General features: G+C 46.8%; 18 protein-coding genes. 12 read left to right on the plus strand and 6 right to left on the minus strand.

Going from position 1 to position 15,809, the window contains the following annotated elements; translation table 11 throughout:
* Positions 1-16: 16 nt before the first annotated feature.
* The 12 genes from PH_RS02560 to PH_RS02615 all read left to right on the plus strand — a co-directional run bounded on the left by PH_RS02560 (position 17) and on the right by PH_RS02615 (position 11,771).
* Positions 17-640 (plus strand): flagellin, encoded by a 624-nt coding sequence (locus PH_RS02560; RefSeq protein ID WP_010884649.1) that lies wholly within the window; start codon positions 17-19, stop codon positions 638-640.
* 62 nt (positions 641-702) lie between these two features.
* Complete coding sequence (locus tag PH_RS09680; protein WP_394295107.1) at positions 703-1,659, plus strand: flagellin; 957 nt, start codon at positions 703-705, stop codon at positions 1,657-1,659.
* A gap of 56 nt (positions 1,660-1,715) precedes the next feature.
* The gene (locus PH_RS02570) at positions 1,716-2,360 is read left to right on the plus strand and encodes a flagellin (RefSeq protein ID WP_010884651.1); all 645 of its coding nucleotides are present in this window, start codon (positions 1,716-1,718) and stop codon (positions 2,358-2,360) included.
* A 10-nt stretch (positions 2,361-2,370) separates the two neighbouring features.
* Complete coding sequence (locus tag PH_RS02575) at positions 2,371-3,138, plus strand: flagellin (RefSeq protein ID WP_010884652.1); 768 nt, start codon at positions 2,371-2,373, stop codon at positions 3,136-3,138.
* A gap of 10 nt (positions 3,139-3,148) precedes the next feature.
* A complete protein-coding gene (locus PH_RS02580; protein ID WP_048053156.1) occupies positions 3,149-3,631 on the plus strand; it encodes a flagella accessory protein C in 483 nt (160 codons plus the stop codon).
* A 3-nt stretch (positions 3,632-3,634) separates the two neighbouring features.
* On the plus strand, positions 3,635-4,834 hold the full coding sequence (locus tag PH_RS02585; RefSeq protein WP_010884654.1) for a FlaD/FlaE family flagellar protein: 1,200 nt from the start codon (positions 3,635-3,637) through the stop codon (positions 4,832-4,834).
* 16 nt (positions 4,835-4,850) lie between these two features.
* The gene (locus PH_RS02590; RefSeq protein ID WP_010884656.1) at positions 4,851-5,318 is read left to right on the plus strand and encodes a flagellar protein; all 468 of its coding nucleotides are present in this window, start codon (positions 4,851-4,853) and stop codon (positions 5,316-5,318) included.
* Entirely contained in the window at positions 5,318-5,791 is a 474-nt protein-coding gene (locus tag PH_RS02595; protein ID WP_048053157.1) for a flagellar protein G, read from the plus strand. The genes PH_RS02590 and PH_RS02595 overlap by 1 nt, the downstream gene beginning before the upstream one ends.
* 14 nt (positions 5,792-5,805) lie before the next feature.
* Complete coding sequence (locus tag PH_RS02600) at positions 5,806-6,504, plus strand: ATPase domain-containing protein (RefSeq protein ID WP_010884658.1); 699 nt, start codon at positions 5,806-5,808, stop codon at positions 6,502-6,504.
* Position 6,505: 1 nt separating this feature from the next.
* The gene (locus PH_RS02605; RefSeq protein WP_010884659.1) at positions 6,506-8,119 is read left to right on the plus strand and encodes a type II/IV secretion system ATPase subunit; all 1,614 of its coding nucleotides are present in this window, start codon (positions 6,506-6,508) and stop codon (positions 8,117-8,119) included.
* 10 nt (positions 8,120-8,129) lie between these two features.
* Positions 8,130-9,842: an archaellar assembly protein FlaJ gene (flaJ, locus tag PH_RS02610; RefSeq protein WP_048053158.1), complete on the plus strand. Its 1,713-nt coding sequence runs from the start codon at positions 8,130-8,132 to the stop codon at positions 9,840-9,842.
* 3 nt (positions 9,843-9,845) lie between these two features.
* Entirely contained in the window at positions 9,846-11,771 is a 1,926-nt protein-coding gene (locus PH_RS02615; RefSeq protein WP_010884661.1) for a hypothetical protein, read from the plus strand.
* Here PH_RS02615 and PH_RS02620 read toward each other — a convergent pair.
* From PH_RS02620 to PH_RS02645, 6 genes are all read right to left on the minus strand, one after another.
* Complete coding sequence (locus PH_RS02620) at positions 11,752-12,681, minus strand: hypothetical protein (protein WP_010884662.1); 930 nt, start codon at positions 12,679-12,681, stop codon at positions 11,752-11,754. The genes PH_RS02615 and PH_RS02620 overlap by 20 nt on opposite strands.
* On the minus strand, positions 12,675-13,061 hold the full coding sequence (locus PH_RS02625; RefSeq protein WP_048053159.1) for a hypothetical protein: 387 nt from the start codon (positions 13,059-13,061) through the stop codon (positions 12,675-12,677). The genes PH_RS02620 and PH_RS02625 overlap by 7 nt, the downstream gene beginning before the upstream one ends.
* Positions 13,058-14,050, minus strand: coding sequence for a signal peptidase I (locus tag PH_RS02630; RefSeq protein ID WP_010884664.1), 993 nt, complete (start codon positions 14,048-14,050; stop codon positions 13,058-13,060). Before PH_RS02630 ends, PH_RS02625 begins: the two co-directional genes overlap by 4 nt.
* 41 nt (positions 14,051-14,091) lie before the next feature.
* Positions 14,092-14,619 carry a DUF1102 domain-containing protein gene (locus PH_RS02635; protein ID WP_048053160.1) on the minus strand — a complete coding sequence of 176 codons (528 nt, stop codon included), beginning with the start codon at positions 14,617-14,619 and terminating at the stop codon, positions 14,092-14,094.
* Between the two features lie 20 nt (positions 14,620-14,639).
* Complete coding sequence (locus tag PH_RS02640; protein WP_010884666.1) at positions 14,640-15,245, minus strand: DUF1102 domain-containing protein; 606 nt, start codon at positions 15,243-15,245, stop codon at positions 14,640-14,642.
* A 98-nt stretch (positions 15,246-15,343) separates the two neighbouring features.
* Complete coding sequence (locus PH_RS02645; RefSeq protein ID WP_048053161.1) at positions 15,344-15,793, minus strand: DUF7344 domain-containing protein; 450 nt, start codon at positions 15,791-15,793, stop codon at positions 15,344-15,346.
* Positions 15,794-15,809: the final 16 nt, after the last annotated feature.

A 15,809-nucleotide genomic window follows, 5' to 3' on the forward strand; every position in this document is an offset into this window, starting at 1 on the left:
TAGGAGGTGAAAGGAAATGAGGAGGGGTGCTGTGGGTATTGGTACCCTTATAGTGTTTATTGCTATGGTGTTAGTGGCTGCAGTAGCTGCTGCAGTGCTCATCAACACGAGCGGTTACCTCCAGCAAAAGAGCCAGGCCACTGGTAGGCAGACCACCCAGGAAGTAGCAAGCGGAATCAAAGTAACAAGTGTTATTGGTCACGTAGATACAACGAATAATGCCATAGACAAGCTAGCAATTTATGTCTCACCCAATGCTGGAAGTGAAGGTATTGACCTGAGATATACTAAAATAGTTCTAAGGAGCAAGAGTCAAGAGGTTTCACTTTACTACAACCGCAGTAATTACTACAATGGGGCAGTAGATAACATATTTGACATTTCAGGAGTTTGGCCTTCAAATGGCTACACCTTCGGAATAGTTGTCATTCAAGATAGTGACAACTCAGTCCAGCAGAATTATCCAACGCTTAACCAGGGAGATCTGGTAGCACTGACTGTAAATGCTAATGCAGCTCTCGGTGGTATAAAGCCAGGAACTTCAATTAGTGGTGAGGTTATTCCTGAGCAGGGTGCTCCTGGCGTTATAGAATTCACAACACCAAGCACATACACCGAAACTGTTGTCGAGTTACAATGAAGGGGGTGGTTTAAGTGAAGAAAGGTGCTGTGGGTATTGGTACCCTTATAGTGTTTATTGCTATGGTGTTAGTGGCTGCAGTAGCTGCTGCAGTGCTCATCAACACGAGCGGTTACCTCCAGCAAAAGAGCCAGGCCACTGGTAGGCAGACCACCCAGGAAGTAGCAAGCGGAATCAAAGTAACAAGAGTTGTTGGTAAAGCCGACAGTGCCACCAATCCAACTTATATTCAAGAGTTAGCTGTTTACATAACACCAAATGCTGGAAGCTCCGGAATTGACTTAACTAAGGTAAGGATAACTCTAAGTGATGGACAGAAGCAGGCAATATTCAAATACAGAGTTGGGAATTCAGCTAATGAACTCTACTTCCTAGCCGAGCTAATGCAGAACCTTGGAGCTACGATAAAGTTCGATAATGGAAGTGTTCAGGTGTACTTTGATCCAACTGACTGGACATCAGCAGCACCAACAGTAATAATTGATACAACTAACAAGGTCATAGAGATAGTAAATGCTACTGTAGATAGTAATGATAATCATATTAAACCTGCGACAGACAGTAATGTCACTATAAGCTTTGACACTCCAGTGAGCTTATATGCCTTTGCTAATCCAGTCAGTGACGTGTTCGATAATGATGCCTTTAACAACTTAACGACTAAGACTGACTTTGGAATAGCAGTGCTTCAAGACAGCGATGGGAGCTTAGACAACAAGGAGTATCCAACCTTAACCAAAGGCGATCTAGTAGTACTCGCTCTGAGGGTAGGAGGGACTCAGTCATTAGGATACAGCTCTGGAGTTAGCAAGATATCAGTGATATCCACAACAACTACTGACGTTTTAACAAAGCAATCTAGCGTTAATGTCACAATTACATGGACAGCAGTGTTTGGAAATGGATTCGACACCGGAACTAAGGTTACTGGAAAAGTCATTCCAGAATTTGGTGCTCCTGGAATCATAGAGTTCACGACTCCATCAACTTACACCCAGCAGGTCATTGAGCTTCAGTGATTTCTTTCTAGCTCTCTTCACCTTTTAGTTTTTCTTAAACTTAAGGGGGTGATAGCATGAGGAAGGGAGCAATAGGCATTGGTACACTGATCGTCTTTATCGCAATGGTTCTAGTAGCCGCAGTAGCCGCGGGGGTAATCATAGGAACAGCAGGTTACCTCCAGCAGAAAGCCCAAGCAGCAGGGAGGCAAACAACCCAGGAAGTTGCAAGTGGAATAAAGATCGTCAATGTATTCGGCTACATAAACGCAACTCCCCCAAGCAATGGAACGATAGTCAAGATGGCCATCCTGGTAACTCCCAACGCTGGGAGCAGTGGAATTGACTTAAGCAACGTTAAGATAGTGCTCAGCGATGGGAAGAGGTTAGCGGTTTACAACTACAGCGGAGTACTATACACGGGGAAGATACTCGACCTCTTCAACTTGACGATCTGGAAGAATACCAGCAACGGAACCTTCAGCATTGCAGTGGTTAATGACGTTGGTTCAAAGATGGAGAACCACCACCCAACCCTCGAGTGGGGTGACACCGTTGCACTGCTCCTCAGAACTGACGATGTCTTCGAGTACGAAGGTAAGGGTGGAATAGGGCCATCCACAAAGATAATAGGGAAGGTGATTCCGGATGCTGGAGCTGCTGGAGTTATAGACTTCACGACTCCCCCAACGTTTGGCTACAACGTGTTAGAGTTGCAGTGAGGTGGTGTGAATGAGGAGGGGTGCTATTGGTATTGGAACGCTCATCGTGTTCATCGCAATGGTATTGGTAGCTGCGGTAGCTGCTGGAGTGTTAATTACAACCAGTGGCTACCTTCAGCAGAAGGCCATGGCCACTGGTAGGCAGACCACCCAGGAAGTAGCAAGCGGAATCAGAGTGAGTGGCATTTATGGCTATACTCCTTCAAACCCTCCAGGAAGTGGAAAGATAACGAGGCTAGTAGTCTACGTTACTCCAAACGCTGGTAGCGGAGGTATTGATCTCGCCCATGTTAGAGTTGTATTAAGTGACGGTAAAAGAATGGCAGTGTATAGGTACTATGATTCAGACAAAGACCAAGGACTCCAAGCAGGCTATTTCCTATATGCAGGGGATATTGAGAACATAGTACCCTACTTTAACGATACAGATGTACTCTCAGTAAGCAATTATACAACGGTAACCAGTGTCGCTGATGTCTGGAAGAATCTATATTATGCAATGACACAAGACAATAAGATGCTCTTTGGAATTGTGGTCGTTGCAGATGACGATGATAGCCTAAGCAATACAGCTCATCCCACGCTTGGGTTTGGAGACAAAGCCGCCCTAATCTTGTGGACGATACCATTCGATGACGACAATGATTACAGCAATGGCTATGGAATACCACCTAGCACAAAAGTCGTTGGGAAGGTAATCCCAGAGAATGGTGCGGGTGGAGTTATAGACTTCACGACTCCATCGACTTACACGGATAACCTAATGGAGCTCCAGTGAGGTGATAGCGATGGCCCTTGACTTCCTAACTTCATTATTCAAGAAGAAGGAGAAGGAGGAGGAAAGGAAGGAAGAAACCTTCGAGGAGGTAACGGTTGAAGAACTTGAGAGCAGGGTTGAAGAGAAGCAGCAGAACGAGCAGATAGAGCAGATAATGGAGAGGCTCAACGACATCGAGAACGATCTCCCGAGGGTTAAGATAAGCATCGACAACATAAAGAAGCAGATTCAAGAGATCAGGGAGGAGATAGAGAGGCTCGACAAGACGATAAAGGACATAATGATGCTCTACGAAGTAGTCTCTCAGGAGATAAACCCATTCAAGGAGCAACTAAGCCAGGAGTCATCGCTAAGTAGTGAAATCCAAGAGCTCAAGAAGCAGATAGAAGAGCTGAAGATGGAGCTCGCCCAAGTTAAGAACGACATCAAGGTGCTCGCTGGCTACGGTGTCGACTTAGATTCGATCCTCTACGAGGTGCTGGCGGAGGTGTGACCCATGGAGATGGGCTATGTAACTGATGCAGAGATAAATGCAAAGCTTGCAGAGCTTAAGGGAAAGGTTCCCAGCGTCGTCATAAACGAGCTAAGGGAAAAGCTAATGGCCAAGAAGGATACGCTAACGCCAAAGCAACTTGACGAGATAATAAAGAGGGTTCTTGATGCTTATGGAAGTCAAGCGGCTAAGTACGAGCAGATAAGTAAGAGGGTTGATGAGCTAGGTAAGAAGTTGGGTGAGTTAAGCTCACAGTTATCGAGGCTCGTCGAGGCCCTCGAGGAGAAGAAGTTCGCAGTTCATGAGAAGAAGGCCGAGAGCATAGCGGAAAAAGCAGCTGAAGTCACCGAGAAGGTTGAGAGGATTGAGGAGTTACTTGAGGAGAAGCCCAAGGAAGAGAAGTCAGAGCTGGCTAAGAAGGTTGAGGAGATACACAAGAAGGTTGAGGAGTTAGAGGAAAAGCTAACCGGTGAAAAGTTGGAGGAGACTAAGAAGAAGGTTGAGGAGTTGGAGGAGAAGATTGAGAAGGGAGAAGAGGTTACCGCTGAGGAAGTTGGTGAATTAGCTGAAAAGGTTGAGGAGTTGGAAGCTGAAGCTGCTAAGCCCGAAGAAGAGGTTGTTGTTGAAGTTCCCGAAGAGGAGGAAAAGGTTGAGGTTGTTGAGGAGGAAGTTCCTCCTGAAGAGGAAGAAGTTGTAACCCCTGAAGTTGAGGTTGTTGAGGAGGAAAAGAAGGAGGAAGTGGAAGAGGAAAAGGAGAAGGAGGAGGTGGGTAAAATGTCCGAAAAGATGAAGATCCCAGAGGACATCGCGAGCATCCTATTCGAGGAAGAGCCAAAGAAGGCTAGGCTCGAGGAAATACCTGAGGACGTGGTGTCCATAATGATAGCCCTCAAGTGGCTTGGCTTCCTAATCGACAGGGTGGGAATACAGAACCTAGAGAAAGTCCTTGAGTTCTACTACGAGATCGGCTGGATAAGCGAAAAGGTTCTCAACCAGCTCCTCAGATTTGCCAGGGGAACTAGGCCTCACCACAGGGATCCCGAATGGAAGCCTGCTGAGAAGTTAACCGTCCAAGATCACCTGATAAGCCTCCTCTTCATAGAGAGGCTTAGGGGCCTAAGGATCACGAGGGATGTACTAGATAAGCTTGAAAGGGAGGTGAAGATGCTAGAGAAGACCCTCGATGAGTTCTATGGAGTCTAGCCTGGAGGGGTAACCATTGGGGTTCAGCGTTTCAGCGAGTGCAGCGATAGTCTTTATTTCTTTTTTAATAGGATTGGGGACTCTCTACATAGCATGGGAGAATAGTTACCTTGAGGTTCAAGCCGCGAGGGAGTTTTGGTATTCGCTCCGCACTTCCCAGTTACACTTCGATATTGGTAACGTTTCGATATCTTACGTTAATTCGACTCACGTTGATGTCGCGTTCACCTATCTAGGTCAAACCCTTGAGGGTAAAATTGATGTGCTTCACAACGGTACCTATGTGTCTTCCGTCGATGTCACCTATCTAATCCCCGGCGAGAGCTATAGTATAACTATCCCCGGGGGAGATACGAGCGGGAGCTTAAATCACCTAACCCTCGCTTTCAATAACGGTTGCGTGGCGATCATAGCTTACCATTACAATGGAACCGCATACGTTGTTGACTCAACCTCGATTCAATGCCCGATGGAGGTGAGCTGATGACCGCTGGAGGTCCAGCAAGCGAGCTAATAATGTTCATCGTTGCAGTGATCATAGCGGGTAGCGTAGCTGGGGCCTTAGCTTACGTCACCAACGATCTAGCGAACAGCATGAAGGATAGGGGAACAATGCTAGCTGATAGCTTGAGGGTTGACTTCGCGATAATTAACGATCCCAGCAAGATTCCGGTTAGTGGGACTGGCCCTTACACATACACCTTCTACGTCAAGAACATAGGGAAGGATTCAATAGCTTTCAGCTCTAACTCAATCCAAGTGTTCATAGATGGTAACATAATCCCTCCCGCGAATTTAACGTTCACCGATGTTAACGGGAACTCGATAAGCTCCTTAGATCCTGGGGAGGTAGGGGCGATCCAAGTGACTCTTGGGAATGCTTTGGATCCAGGGTACCACAGGATACAAGTGGTTCTAGAGAACGGGAAGGAGAGGGTTTTGATCTTTAAGATCTGAAGGAGGGATCCAGCATGGTTGAAGAGCTACTAAAGATAGAGCTGAAGGGAGATGAGCTCCACAGGCGTCTAGGCGGTGGCATTCCAGCGGGTACGATAATGCTCATTGAGGGGGATAGGGGGACAGGGAAGTCAATAATCTCTCAAAGATTACTCTACGGCTTCCTTATGAATGGATATACCTCCTCTTACATTTCGAGCCAATACACAACCGTTGAGTACATCAAGCAGATGATGTCGATAAGCTACGATGTTATCCCTTTCCTGATAAGAAAAAAGCTCGTCTTCGTCTCCCTCTACCCTTTACTTAGCGGTGTTAGCGAGGAGAGGAAGTTCCTAAGTAGATTACTCGGTGAGCCGAGGCTTTGGGATCAAGATGTTATCATCATCGATTCGTTTTCATCCGTGCTCTCGCGAGAGCAGGATGTCGGTGCGGTGAGAAATTTCCTGATGTACATTAAGAGGCTCTCGAGCCTTGGGAAGGTTATAATATTAACCGCTAACCCCGAGGAGCTCTCGAGGGATGTGATGTTCCTCCTTGAGGAAGCGTCAACCTTGCTCATGAGGCTCAACGTTAGGGTCTTCGGTGGGGACTTAAAGAACTCAGCGACTATAGTGAAGTACAACAATGCTAAGGGGGTGTTTCAGAAGATAATACCGTTTAGGGTTGAACCTAGGGTTGGATTGGTAGTAGAAATAGCGGCGGTGGTGTGATATGGCAGAGGCCGTTTCAGGAACGCTTGAGGAGGCAATGCGCAGGAATCCTCACCTTAGGAAGTACGTTGAGGAGTTTAGGCGTAAGTATGGTAAAGTCCCCGAGTTTCACGTTCAGCTAACCACCGAGATGAGGGATATCCCATATCCCAACATAATCTATCCCGTTGGTGATCCGATATTCATACACATCTATGGTGACCCCCAAACGGAAACCCAGTACATAGTGATAGAGCCGAGGATAGAGAACAGGGAGGAAGAGGAGAAGTACAAGTTGATAAAGGATAGGATCCTTGAGCTAGCACCTACTAGGGATATTCCAGAGGAGCAGGAGGAATTCGAGAGGTTCCTTGATTCCCTGTTTGAGGAAGCAGTTCTCTCCCTGGTGAAGGGGAGGAAGGGATTAAAGATAACCAAGGAGGAGATGGAGAAGTTCAGGTATCTTGTGAAGAGGGATATAATTGGAATAGGTCCCCTGGAACCAATAGCGAGAGATCCCTACCTTGAGGATATCCACATAATAGGTGCGAACTACGTTTCTGTTGTCCACAAGATATTCCAGCATCTACCGACGAACATAAAGTGGAAAGATAACATAGAGCTTGCAGATTATTTGAAGAACCTATCCGAGAGGATAGGAAGGCCCGTCAGCGATAGGAACCCAATAGTTGATGGAACCCTTCCTGATGGTTCTCGTATAAACATAATCTACTCCCCAGATATCTCGCTCAAGGGTCCTAGTGCAACGATAAGAAAGTTTGCAGCAACCCCGCTGAGCATAACCCAGCTTATAGCCTGGGGTACGATGAGTGCAGAGATAGCCGCTTACCTCTGGTTGGCCATAGAGTATGGTATGAGCATATTCGTCTGCGGTGAGACTGCCTCGGGTAAAACAACTACTTTGAACGCTATAATTCCCTTCATAAAGCCGGGATCAAAGGTCTATACAGCTGAAGATACTCCTGAGGTTCAGGTCCCCCATCCAACTTGGCAGAGGCTCGTTACCAGAGAGAGGGGTCCCGAGGAGAGTAGGGTTACGCTGTTCGACCTCCTGAAAGCTGCTCTAAGATCTAGGCCAAACTACATCATAGTCGGTGAGATTAGAGGTGCTGAGGGTAACATAGCCTTCCAGGCCATGCAGACGGGACACCCTGTTATGAGTACCTTCCACGCTGGTGACGTTAAGAAGATGATCCAGCGTTTCACGGGCTCACCTATAAACGTTCCTATAACCTTCATAGATAACCTTAACATCGCACTGTTCCAGCAAGCGGTTTACGTTAAGGGTAAGTTCCTGAGAAGGGTTATCACAGTAGTCGAGATAGAAGGTTACTACGAGGAACTCGGAGGAGTTGCAACCAGGAACGTCTTCGAGTGGGATCCTGTAAACGACAGGCACATATTCAGGGGTATGAACAACTCCTACATACTCGAGAATAAGATAGCCGAGATAGCTGGGTACGAGGATCCCAAGGCGATATACGATGAGCTCTTCCTCAGGGCTAGGATCCTTCAGAGGATGGTTGAGCTCAAGATATTCAATTACTGGGATGTGTACAGGGAGATTAAGGCCTTCTACCAGAGGGGTATCGAGGGATTGAGCTTCAGGATCTGAGGTGATTCCAATGCCTAAAGAAGAGAAGATCAGCATCTTCGTAAAGGCAGACCTAAATCCAAAGGAGTACATGAAGAAGATCCTCATCCCAGGGTTAGCTGGCTCGGGAATTCTTTTCCTTGTAATGGGTTTTTTCACTAGGTTGATAACCCTTCCCAGGGGCCTAGTCTTCTTCATGTACCTCGTCCCAGCTATAATAGCTGTGTACGTTGCTGCCTACCCTTACCTAGCTGCTGATTCGAAGAGGCTTTCCATAAACTCCAAGCTACCTTACTTCATAACTTACTTCGCTGTCCTCTCGACGAGTGAGATAGGGAGAACGGATATACTCAGGGTTCTTGCAAAGGATCCCAAGCTTGGGGCCATAGCCAATGAGATGAAGAAGGTTTACATAATCGTTGACAAGCTCCATAGATCCCTACCAGAAGCGTTCAGGTTCCTAGCGAAGAGAACCCCCAGTAAAGTTTTTGCTGACTTCCTGGATAGACTAGCTTATTCCTTGGATAGCGGTGTCGAGCTAAAGGATTACCTGTTCCAGGAGCAGCAAACCGTTATGGATGATTATCAGACCTTCTACGAGGGGGCCCTCTATGATTTGGATATATTCAAGGAGATTTACGAGTCGGTTATAATCTCGATAGTCTTCGCAGGAGCCTTCATGATCATAGGGCCCATATTGACGGGCCAGAACATAGGTAGGTTAGCCCTTTATTTAGCTTTCCTAATACTCGCGGCCGAGATCGGTTCACTACTCGTGATAAAGTATAGGATGCCCGAGGATCCTATATGGGCCGAGAAGAGGGTTGAGACTCCTAGGTATAGGAGGATAAAGAGGGCTGCAATAATCTCGGGCATGCTAGTTCCAATAGTCTTCCTCCTCTACTTCGCTCTAATAAGGCCGAGGTTTCACCTTCCCACTCCATTCGTGATAGCCCTATCCCTAACTCCTTTAGCTTACTTAGGTAACGTCGTTAGGAAGGAGGAGGGAATAATATTCAGGAAGGATGAGAACTTCCCTGCTTTCATAAGGAGCTTAGCTTCATCGCTAGCTGCAAGTGGTGCCTCGCTTTTGCTGGTACTTAAATACCTCAGTGCCCACGACTTCGGAATGCTCACGGAGGATATAAGGGCCCTTTACAGGAGGCTCGCCGTTAGGGTTGATTCAGCCAGGGCCTGGGATTTCTTCATAGCTGAGACTGGTAGCTGGTTGATAGGTATATTCTCAGAGATATTCAGGGAGAGCCTTAGGCTAGGGGCCGAGCCGGATTACGTTGGTAAGGTTATAAGCAGGAACTTCGAGAGGCTCGTAAGGCTTAGGAGGAAGAGGCTCCAGAGCGTCTCAAACTTCATAGGAATAATCCTGGGATTGACGGGGGCCTTTGCATTCTCCCTAGCAGCATCCTTCCAGGTAGCCGTCACGATAAATTCGATATTCAGCAAGTTCCAAGTTCCAACGGAGTACATAGGTAACGTTATCCACGTTATACCCCCGAGCGGGCTTAAGCTCCTCGATCTATCCCTGATAATAATCATGATAGTCCACTCACTCCTCTCGGCCTTGGCAATTAAAGTAGCGGATGGAGGTAACCTTCTCGCTTCGCTCTACTACTTCGTGATACTACTCTGGGTCTTCGCCATAGGAATGTACATTGGTCAGGTGCTGATGTCCAAGTTCATGAGCGTTGGAGGGGGAAGCTTGATACTCTTCCTACTGGGGGTGTGAAGGGTGAGGAAGCTAATCCTAGTGCTAATACTCCTCATGCTCCCAGGGGTGTCGGCATCTACCTTCGTTGGCTGGGCTAACCTAGGGGAGAGCGTTAGCTATGGGGATAACGCTATAGTGGTGAGGGATGTAGGAGTTGATGGAGAGGTCTTAATAGCACTCTCAACCCCTAGCGGTGTTAGCTATCTCTCCCTAAAGCCCGGGGAAGAGGAGAAGGTTGGCGATGTTAAGGTTAAGGTTGAGAAGGTTTTCCTGGGAGAGAACCCAATGGTTTACCTCAACGTCACCTTCCCGCCGGCGTTGATTAACCAGAGCATTAAGGTTGGAAGGTACGTCATAAGGGTTAAGGATGTTACCGTTGATTCCTTCGAGGTAACCGTTAGCAACGGAACCGGTGAGAAAGTTTACAAGGATTCCTTTGAGGTTGGGGGTTATAAAGTAGTTATAACTCCAAGACCCGAAATATTCTCTGGAGAGCTTAAGCTTCTAGATAATGTAACCTATGGGGATTATAAGATAACCCTCTCCGGCTTAAACATGACTGTCGTTAACAATAAATCCTCGAGCATCCTTGACGTTAAGTTCGAGGGTAAAGATTACTGGGTGGAGGAGGGTAAGTACGCTTACGTTGGCCCCTTCATAGTCAAGTACAACGGCTTCAGGTGTGAGATGAAGGGTAACCTCTGCGATCCGGTTATCTCCCTAGCCGTTTTATTGAGGGGTGTAAATGTTTCAATAGCCTACGATCCCTCAAAGGTCTTCTGGCTGTACGAGGGTAAGGGGTTCACGGTGGGTCCGCTCATAGTTAAGCTCGAGGGGCTTGCGGATGGAGTTTCCTACATAGTTATATCTAACAACTGTGGCGATGAGCTGTACTCGGGAACCTTGAGGGCTAACCCAACTGTAGTAGATTCCATAGAGTACGATGGGATAAAGCTCGGCTTGCTTGAAACGGATGAGGATAAAAACGGTAAGAAGGGGCTCTTCATAGCATTCTACAACGAGAGCGAGAAGCCGAGGTATCTAGCCTATCTTAACGTAACTGTAAAGGCCCCTGAGAGGGTTACCCTTCTATCCCCGTTCAAGGTTAGGGTTAGCGTGATGAACGAGGGGAATAGCAGAGTCATGGGGATGCTCGCTAAGTTCAATCCCGGTGATGGGGTGAAGGTAATCGGTAGGGATTCGGTTTACATAAGCTCCCTGGATCCGGGAAAAAGTGTGGAGTTGAGCTTCACCCTTTTACCCACCAAGGAGGGTAAGGTGAACGTCGGTAAAGTTACAGTTGAGGGTCCAGTCCCATACCCCCTAGCTTGCGGTGGATTGTCGATGCTTAAGTTCTCCTCGAATTCTCCAGTGGTTGAGGTTGAACCTCTAAACATTGGCGTAAACATTTCTTATCCAGTTTCTGTATCTCTGGGGGTACCCTTTGAGGTCAACGTAACTTTAAGCCATAACATCGAGGGGAACCTAACGCTAAATCTACCCCCAGGGATCGGTTTACTATCCGAGGGTAGGGTTTCAGCGGGTAGCGTTGTGCTCCCCGCTAGGAATGCTTCAATAAAGCTAGTCGCAGTCACCCCAGGAAACTACACGGTTCCGGTAACGTTAGCATCCCACGGGGTAAAGCTCTACAACTCGACTATAAGCTTCGAGGTTCAGGGTGAGAATGAAGCTCCAGCAGTAGCAGTTACTACCATTACAAAGGTAATAACGAAGACAGAGGAAAAGGTGAGTGAAAAGACTATAACAGTTTCAAAGAACGAGACGATAACTAAAACGATAACAATGACGAAAACGATGGTAAAAACATCGGAGATAACAAAAACTGTAGTTGGGAAGGGAAGGGAGCTCTTAATGTTCATCCTAGGTGTCATCCTCGGGATTGGGATAATAATACTAGTTGCCTGGATTAAGGCCCGCTCTTCCTGAGCTCCCAATATTCGTAGAGGACATTACCGTCTATTACTCCATATATATCTATCCCATCGGTCTCGTAGTGTATTATTGGACTTCCAACGATGCTTGACACCTTCTTTAAGCTCTTCATATCCTCAACTATAACCCTCTGCCCTATTCCAGTTGGCCTACCCTCTATCGCCTTCCACTTCTTCTTCCTGGGTTCCCATGTCACTGGGGTGAGGATCCCGAATATCAGCGTTAGCACCGGGAACAAGATTCTAGCCCTAGAAACTGGCATTCCCAGGAATTCAAGGTTTTCATTTATGGTCTTAACTTTGTTATTTACCTTCTTTTCTTCGGTGTTTTCTATATAAGTTAAACCGCTTGCTGCATCGTTAACCACTGGCATCTCCTGGGTGAACGTTCCGTTTCCTCTCTTGACCCTTGCTATCACGGTTAGCTCATAGCTTAGCCTCGGCAAGTTGAGGGCCTTGCTTATTTCAGCTTCCCTCCCATTTATCTTGGTTAGGTTAACCTTGAAGTCTTGCATGAACCTTCCGTTGGTTAAGTTACCCGTGTACCTGAAGGTCGTCTCGTTAAGCAGGTAGATCTTCTCCTTCCCCTTGGTTACGTAATATGAGGTTATCCCTTCTAGTGTGTAGTTACCCTCTTCCTTGGGAATTATCCTATACTTATATTCCCCTAGTATGTAGTCGGTGACCTTTGTCGGGTAATATTCCAGCGATGCGTAGCTACCGTAGATCGTCGAGTTCGTGAAGTGAGCCGTGTGCGTTAGTACACCTTCTTCAACCACGCTTTCAACTAGCACCCTGCGCTCGAACGATGCGGGCTTCATGTATGAAGCTATAGACAAAGTCAGGAAAATCAAAAATAGGCCGATGAAAGCGTATTGCATTCTTTTATCCTTAATCCTCAACATCTTCTCCTCCTACATTTAACATTTAATTTAGCCCCTCCCCCATCCCAGGAAGCTTTGATCGTATAGTTCCCTGGGAAGACGTAGATCTTCTTCGAGTATCCTGGATCTATCCTTCCAATGTTAACCTCGCAGGTGTGACCGCAGAAGCTTCTTCTTACTAAAGTGGCATATATTGGGTAGTCAAGGTTATTCTTTATCGTTATCACGTTTCCTGGGCAGCATCTTATGAACTTGCACTGAACGTCTATGAAGGGGTCATCACCGTACCCAACTATTATCTGCCTCTCCATGCTAGTTTCCCTGAACGTTGATGAGCTTCCAACCTTCACCATAAGGAGGGCCAATGAAATTAGCAATATTCCAATAACCTTTCTTCTCATTTCCAAAATCTCCCTAAAGATATGTACTCAGGTTCCCCGAGGAATGGCTTTATCATTGCGAGGGCCAGGAAGACCAGCAACCCTTCGATGATTAGGGGTAAGTAGGGGTTTATCGAGTATGCTCTCTCAATGGTTCCCGTTGGAAGGAGTGGGTAGTAAGAGTAAACGTTAACCCTTTCAGTGTACACCCTGGTTTCCTCAGGCACGTGAATAATTCCCTTGATGACCCTTTCCTCACCACCACCTAGCTTGAAGATCGTGTCGTTCACTATTTTCCCCTTAACTATGAAGACCATGGGTATCCTCGCGTAGTTCTTGATCGTTACGTTTTCTTCAACGACGCTCCCAGGAAGGTACCACCCTTCCCTCTGTCCACCACCTAGTGTTGAAACGTAAGTTACGCTTATCTCTCCCCATAGGGTTGAACCGGCGAATACTATCCCAAAGGCTAGTAGTGCTGAGAGCATTAAATAGAGCGTTCCAGTATCGATAACCTTTCCCCTTCTCCTCTTCTTCCTCTTAACCTTATTCCCGGTACCTAGCATTATTCCTCCAATTACAACTAGGGTAATAGCAAGGTATTGGGAGTTGCTTGATCTTAAGTACATCCCTAGCTTCGGTATCTTAACTGGCTTTCCTCCCAGGGTTATCACCTTTCCAATTACCTGATCCCTCGGTACAGGTGGGTTTTTGCCGTCTTGCTGATCCGTTGCAACGTTGTTATCGCCCTTGGTTATGTAACCCTCTTCGGTTATCGCGTAAACCCTGTGAACAGTCCATCTTCCGGAAAGGTTGAACACTATTATATCCCCAACCTCTCCCTTGGAAAGGGGGTTGATGAAGAAGACATCCCATCTGTTTATGGTAGGTACCATGCTGTCGGAGTATGCGTAGGAAACGAACACGGGTCTCCCCATCAGAAAGCCTACCACCGAAGGTACCACGATACCAACCAATAGTAGGCTAATTAAGATGTCGGAGACCCGCATTTTTCGTCACCCAAAAGGGGAACTAAAGGGGCGGAGCCCCTTCAGTGGCATTCACCAGCGACTGCGCTTACGTCTATCTGGAATTGGTGTTCACCGCTGCTTAACCCGGTGTTGTTGAATATCATTCCAACTGAAACGGGCTGACCATGGTATACCGTGAATGAGATCTGGTAGTCGGGTCCCGCTATTGGGCTGTTGTAAGTTCCGGCAAAGACCTTCACGGGTGATTCAGCTTTTACAGTTACACATATTGGGTAATCCTGCTGGGCGTTTTCCCAAAGTTCGTTGCTGACGTTGAACATTTCCTCAAATACGTAAATGCTGTCTGTGCTAAGACCTTCTCCATATCCGGGATAGCTTGGATTGTTTGACGAGATCTCTACAGTCAATTTTCCGTTGTTCAGGTACACGTAAGGTTGTACTGGGGTTAGATCTATTAACTCTGAGTCGTCGCTCACTATGGCTACGCTCATATCTCTATTTGCTTCGAAATACCTAAAGTTGGCCCCCGCGCCAACTGCTAACATAAGCCCTGCAAGGAACAGGGCTATTCCAAACAATTTATTCATTTTCAATACCTCCTACTAATTCAAGGCCCCTGCCCGCACTTGCCAACTAAGTCAGCTGGCTCAGTGCCGAGCCTGTAGGCCTTAATCTCTAATGTTCCAGTCCACATTTCTCCGGGGTAATCCCCGTTAGCTGATAAGTCCATTCCTATCTTTACCATGTCTTCAGGCTGCACGACAAAGCATACCCAATCCCTAGCTGAGTCGCTTGCGCTTGCCATTGTTCCGTCATATGCTGAGTATACATTTCTGTCTGCTCCGTAGAATTCTATATGTGAGTTAGTTGACTTGAGTTCAACGACTATTGGTACGTTTTCCCAAAGGTGGTTGCTTACCCCGAAAACTTCGTCAAAGTTGTATTCACTTGCTGGACTAACTCCGTTTCCGTAACCTGGATAGTTCGGGTTGTTAGCTGAGAAGTCTATAACTAGCTTTCCGGTAGTTTCATTTATGTACGAATAAGGTTGTATTGGGGTTAAGTCGATTAGCTCACTGTCGTCCGTTACTATGTTCCAGTGGACGCTCCTACTGGCGTTGTAGTCACTAAAATTGGCCCCTACGCCGAGCACGAGGCCAAATGCGGCCAAAAGGCCAAAGACGGCAATCAAGTATCTATTCACTTTTTCCATCTCCTGAGTTGCTGGATCCCACCTGGTGTGAGACCCAAACTAAAATGGAGGGGAAGTTGTATATAGGTAGTTGGAAGTTTAACTCTGGTAACCCCTCATTACCTAGTACATATCCAATGGAAAATCGACAGTGCCAAGAGGATGAGAGAAAATATTACACCTTCTGAGCTTGCTAATGCAAGGGAGACAAGTAGGGAAATTGATGAGAAAATTAGGTAAGCCAGGGGCCATAAATTTTTTCCCTCGTTCTTAAGTTCTATGAAGGTGTGAACTTCGGATGGTACACCCAATAGGTAGACTCTTCCTCTCTCAACATTCACGATCCCTTCCCTCTGTAACCTTGGGAGATGAGTTTGAACTAGGCTCACGTAGACGCTCTTCCTGTGCCTCCTGTCTTCATTCCCCTCGGCCTTGCATATGTATTCGACGAGCTCGCTAACCTCAGCTTCATTATTGTGCTCTCTGAGGAATTCTATTACCTTTAATCTCCTATCATTACCAAGGATAGTAGAAGAGGGGCTCGATAGTAGCCTAATCAAATTTGCCATTTTATTCACCACCGGA

Source organism: Pyrococcus horikoshii OT3, assembly GCF_000011105.1.
Classification (GTDB): domain Archaea; phylum Methanobacteriota_B; class Thermococci; order Thermococcales; family Thermococcaceae; genus Pyrococcus; species Pyrococcus horikoshii.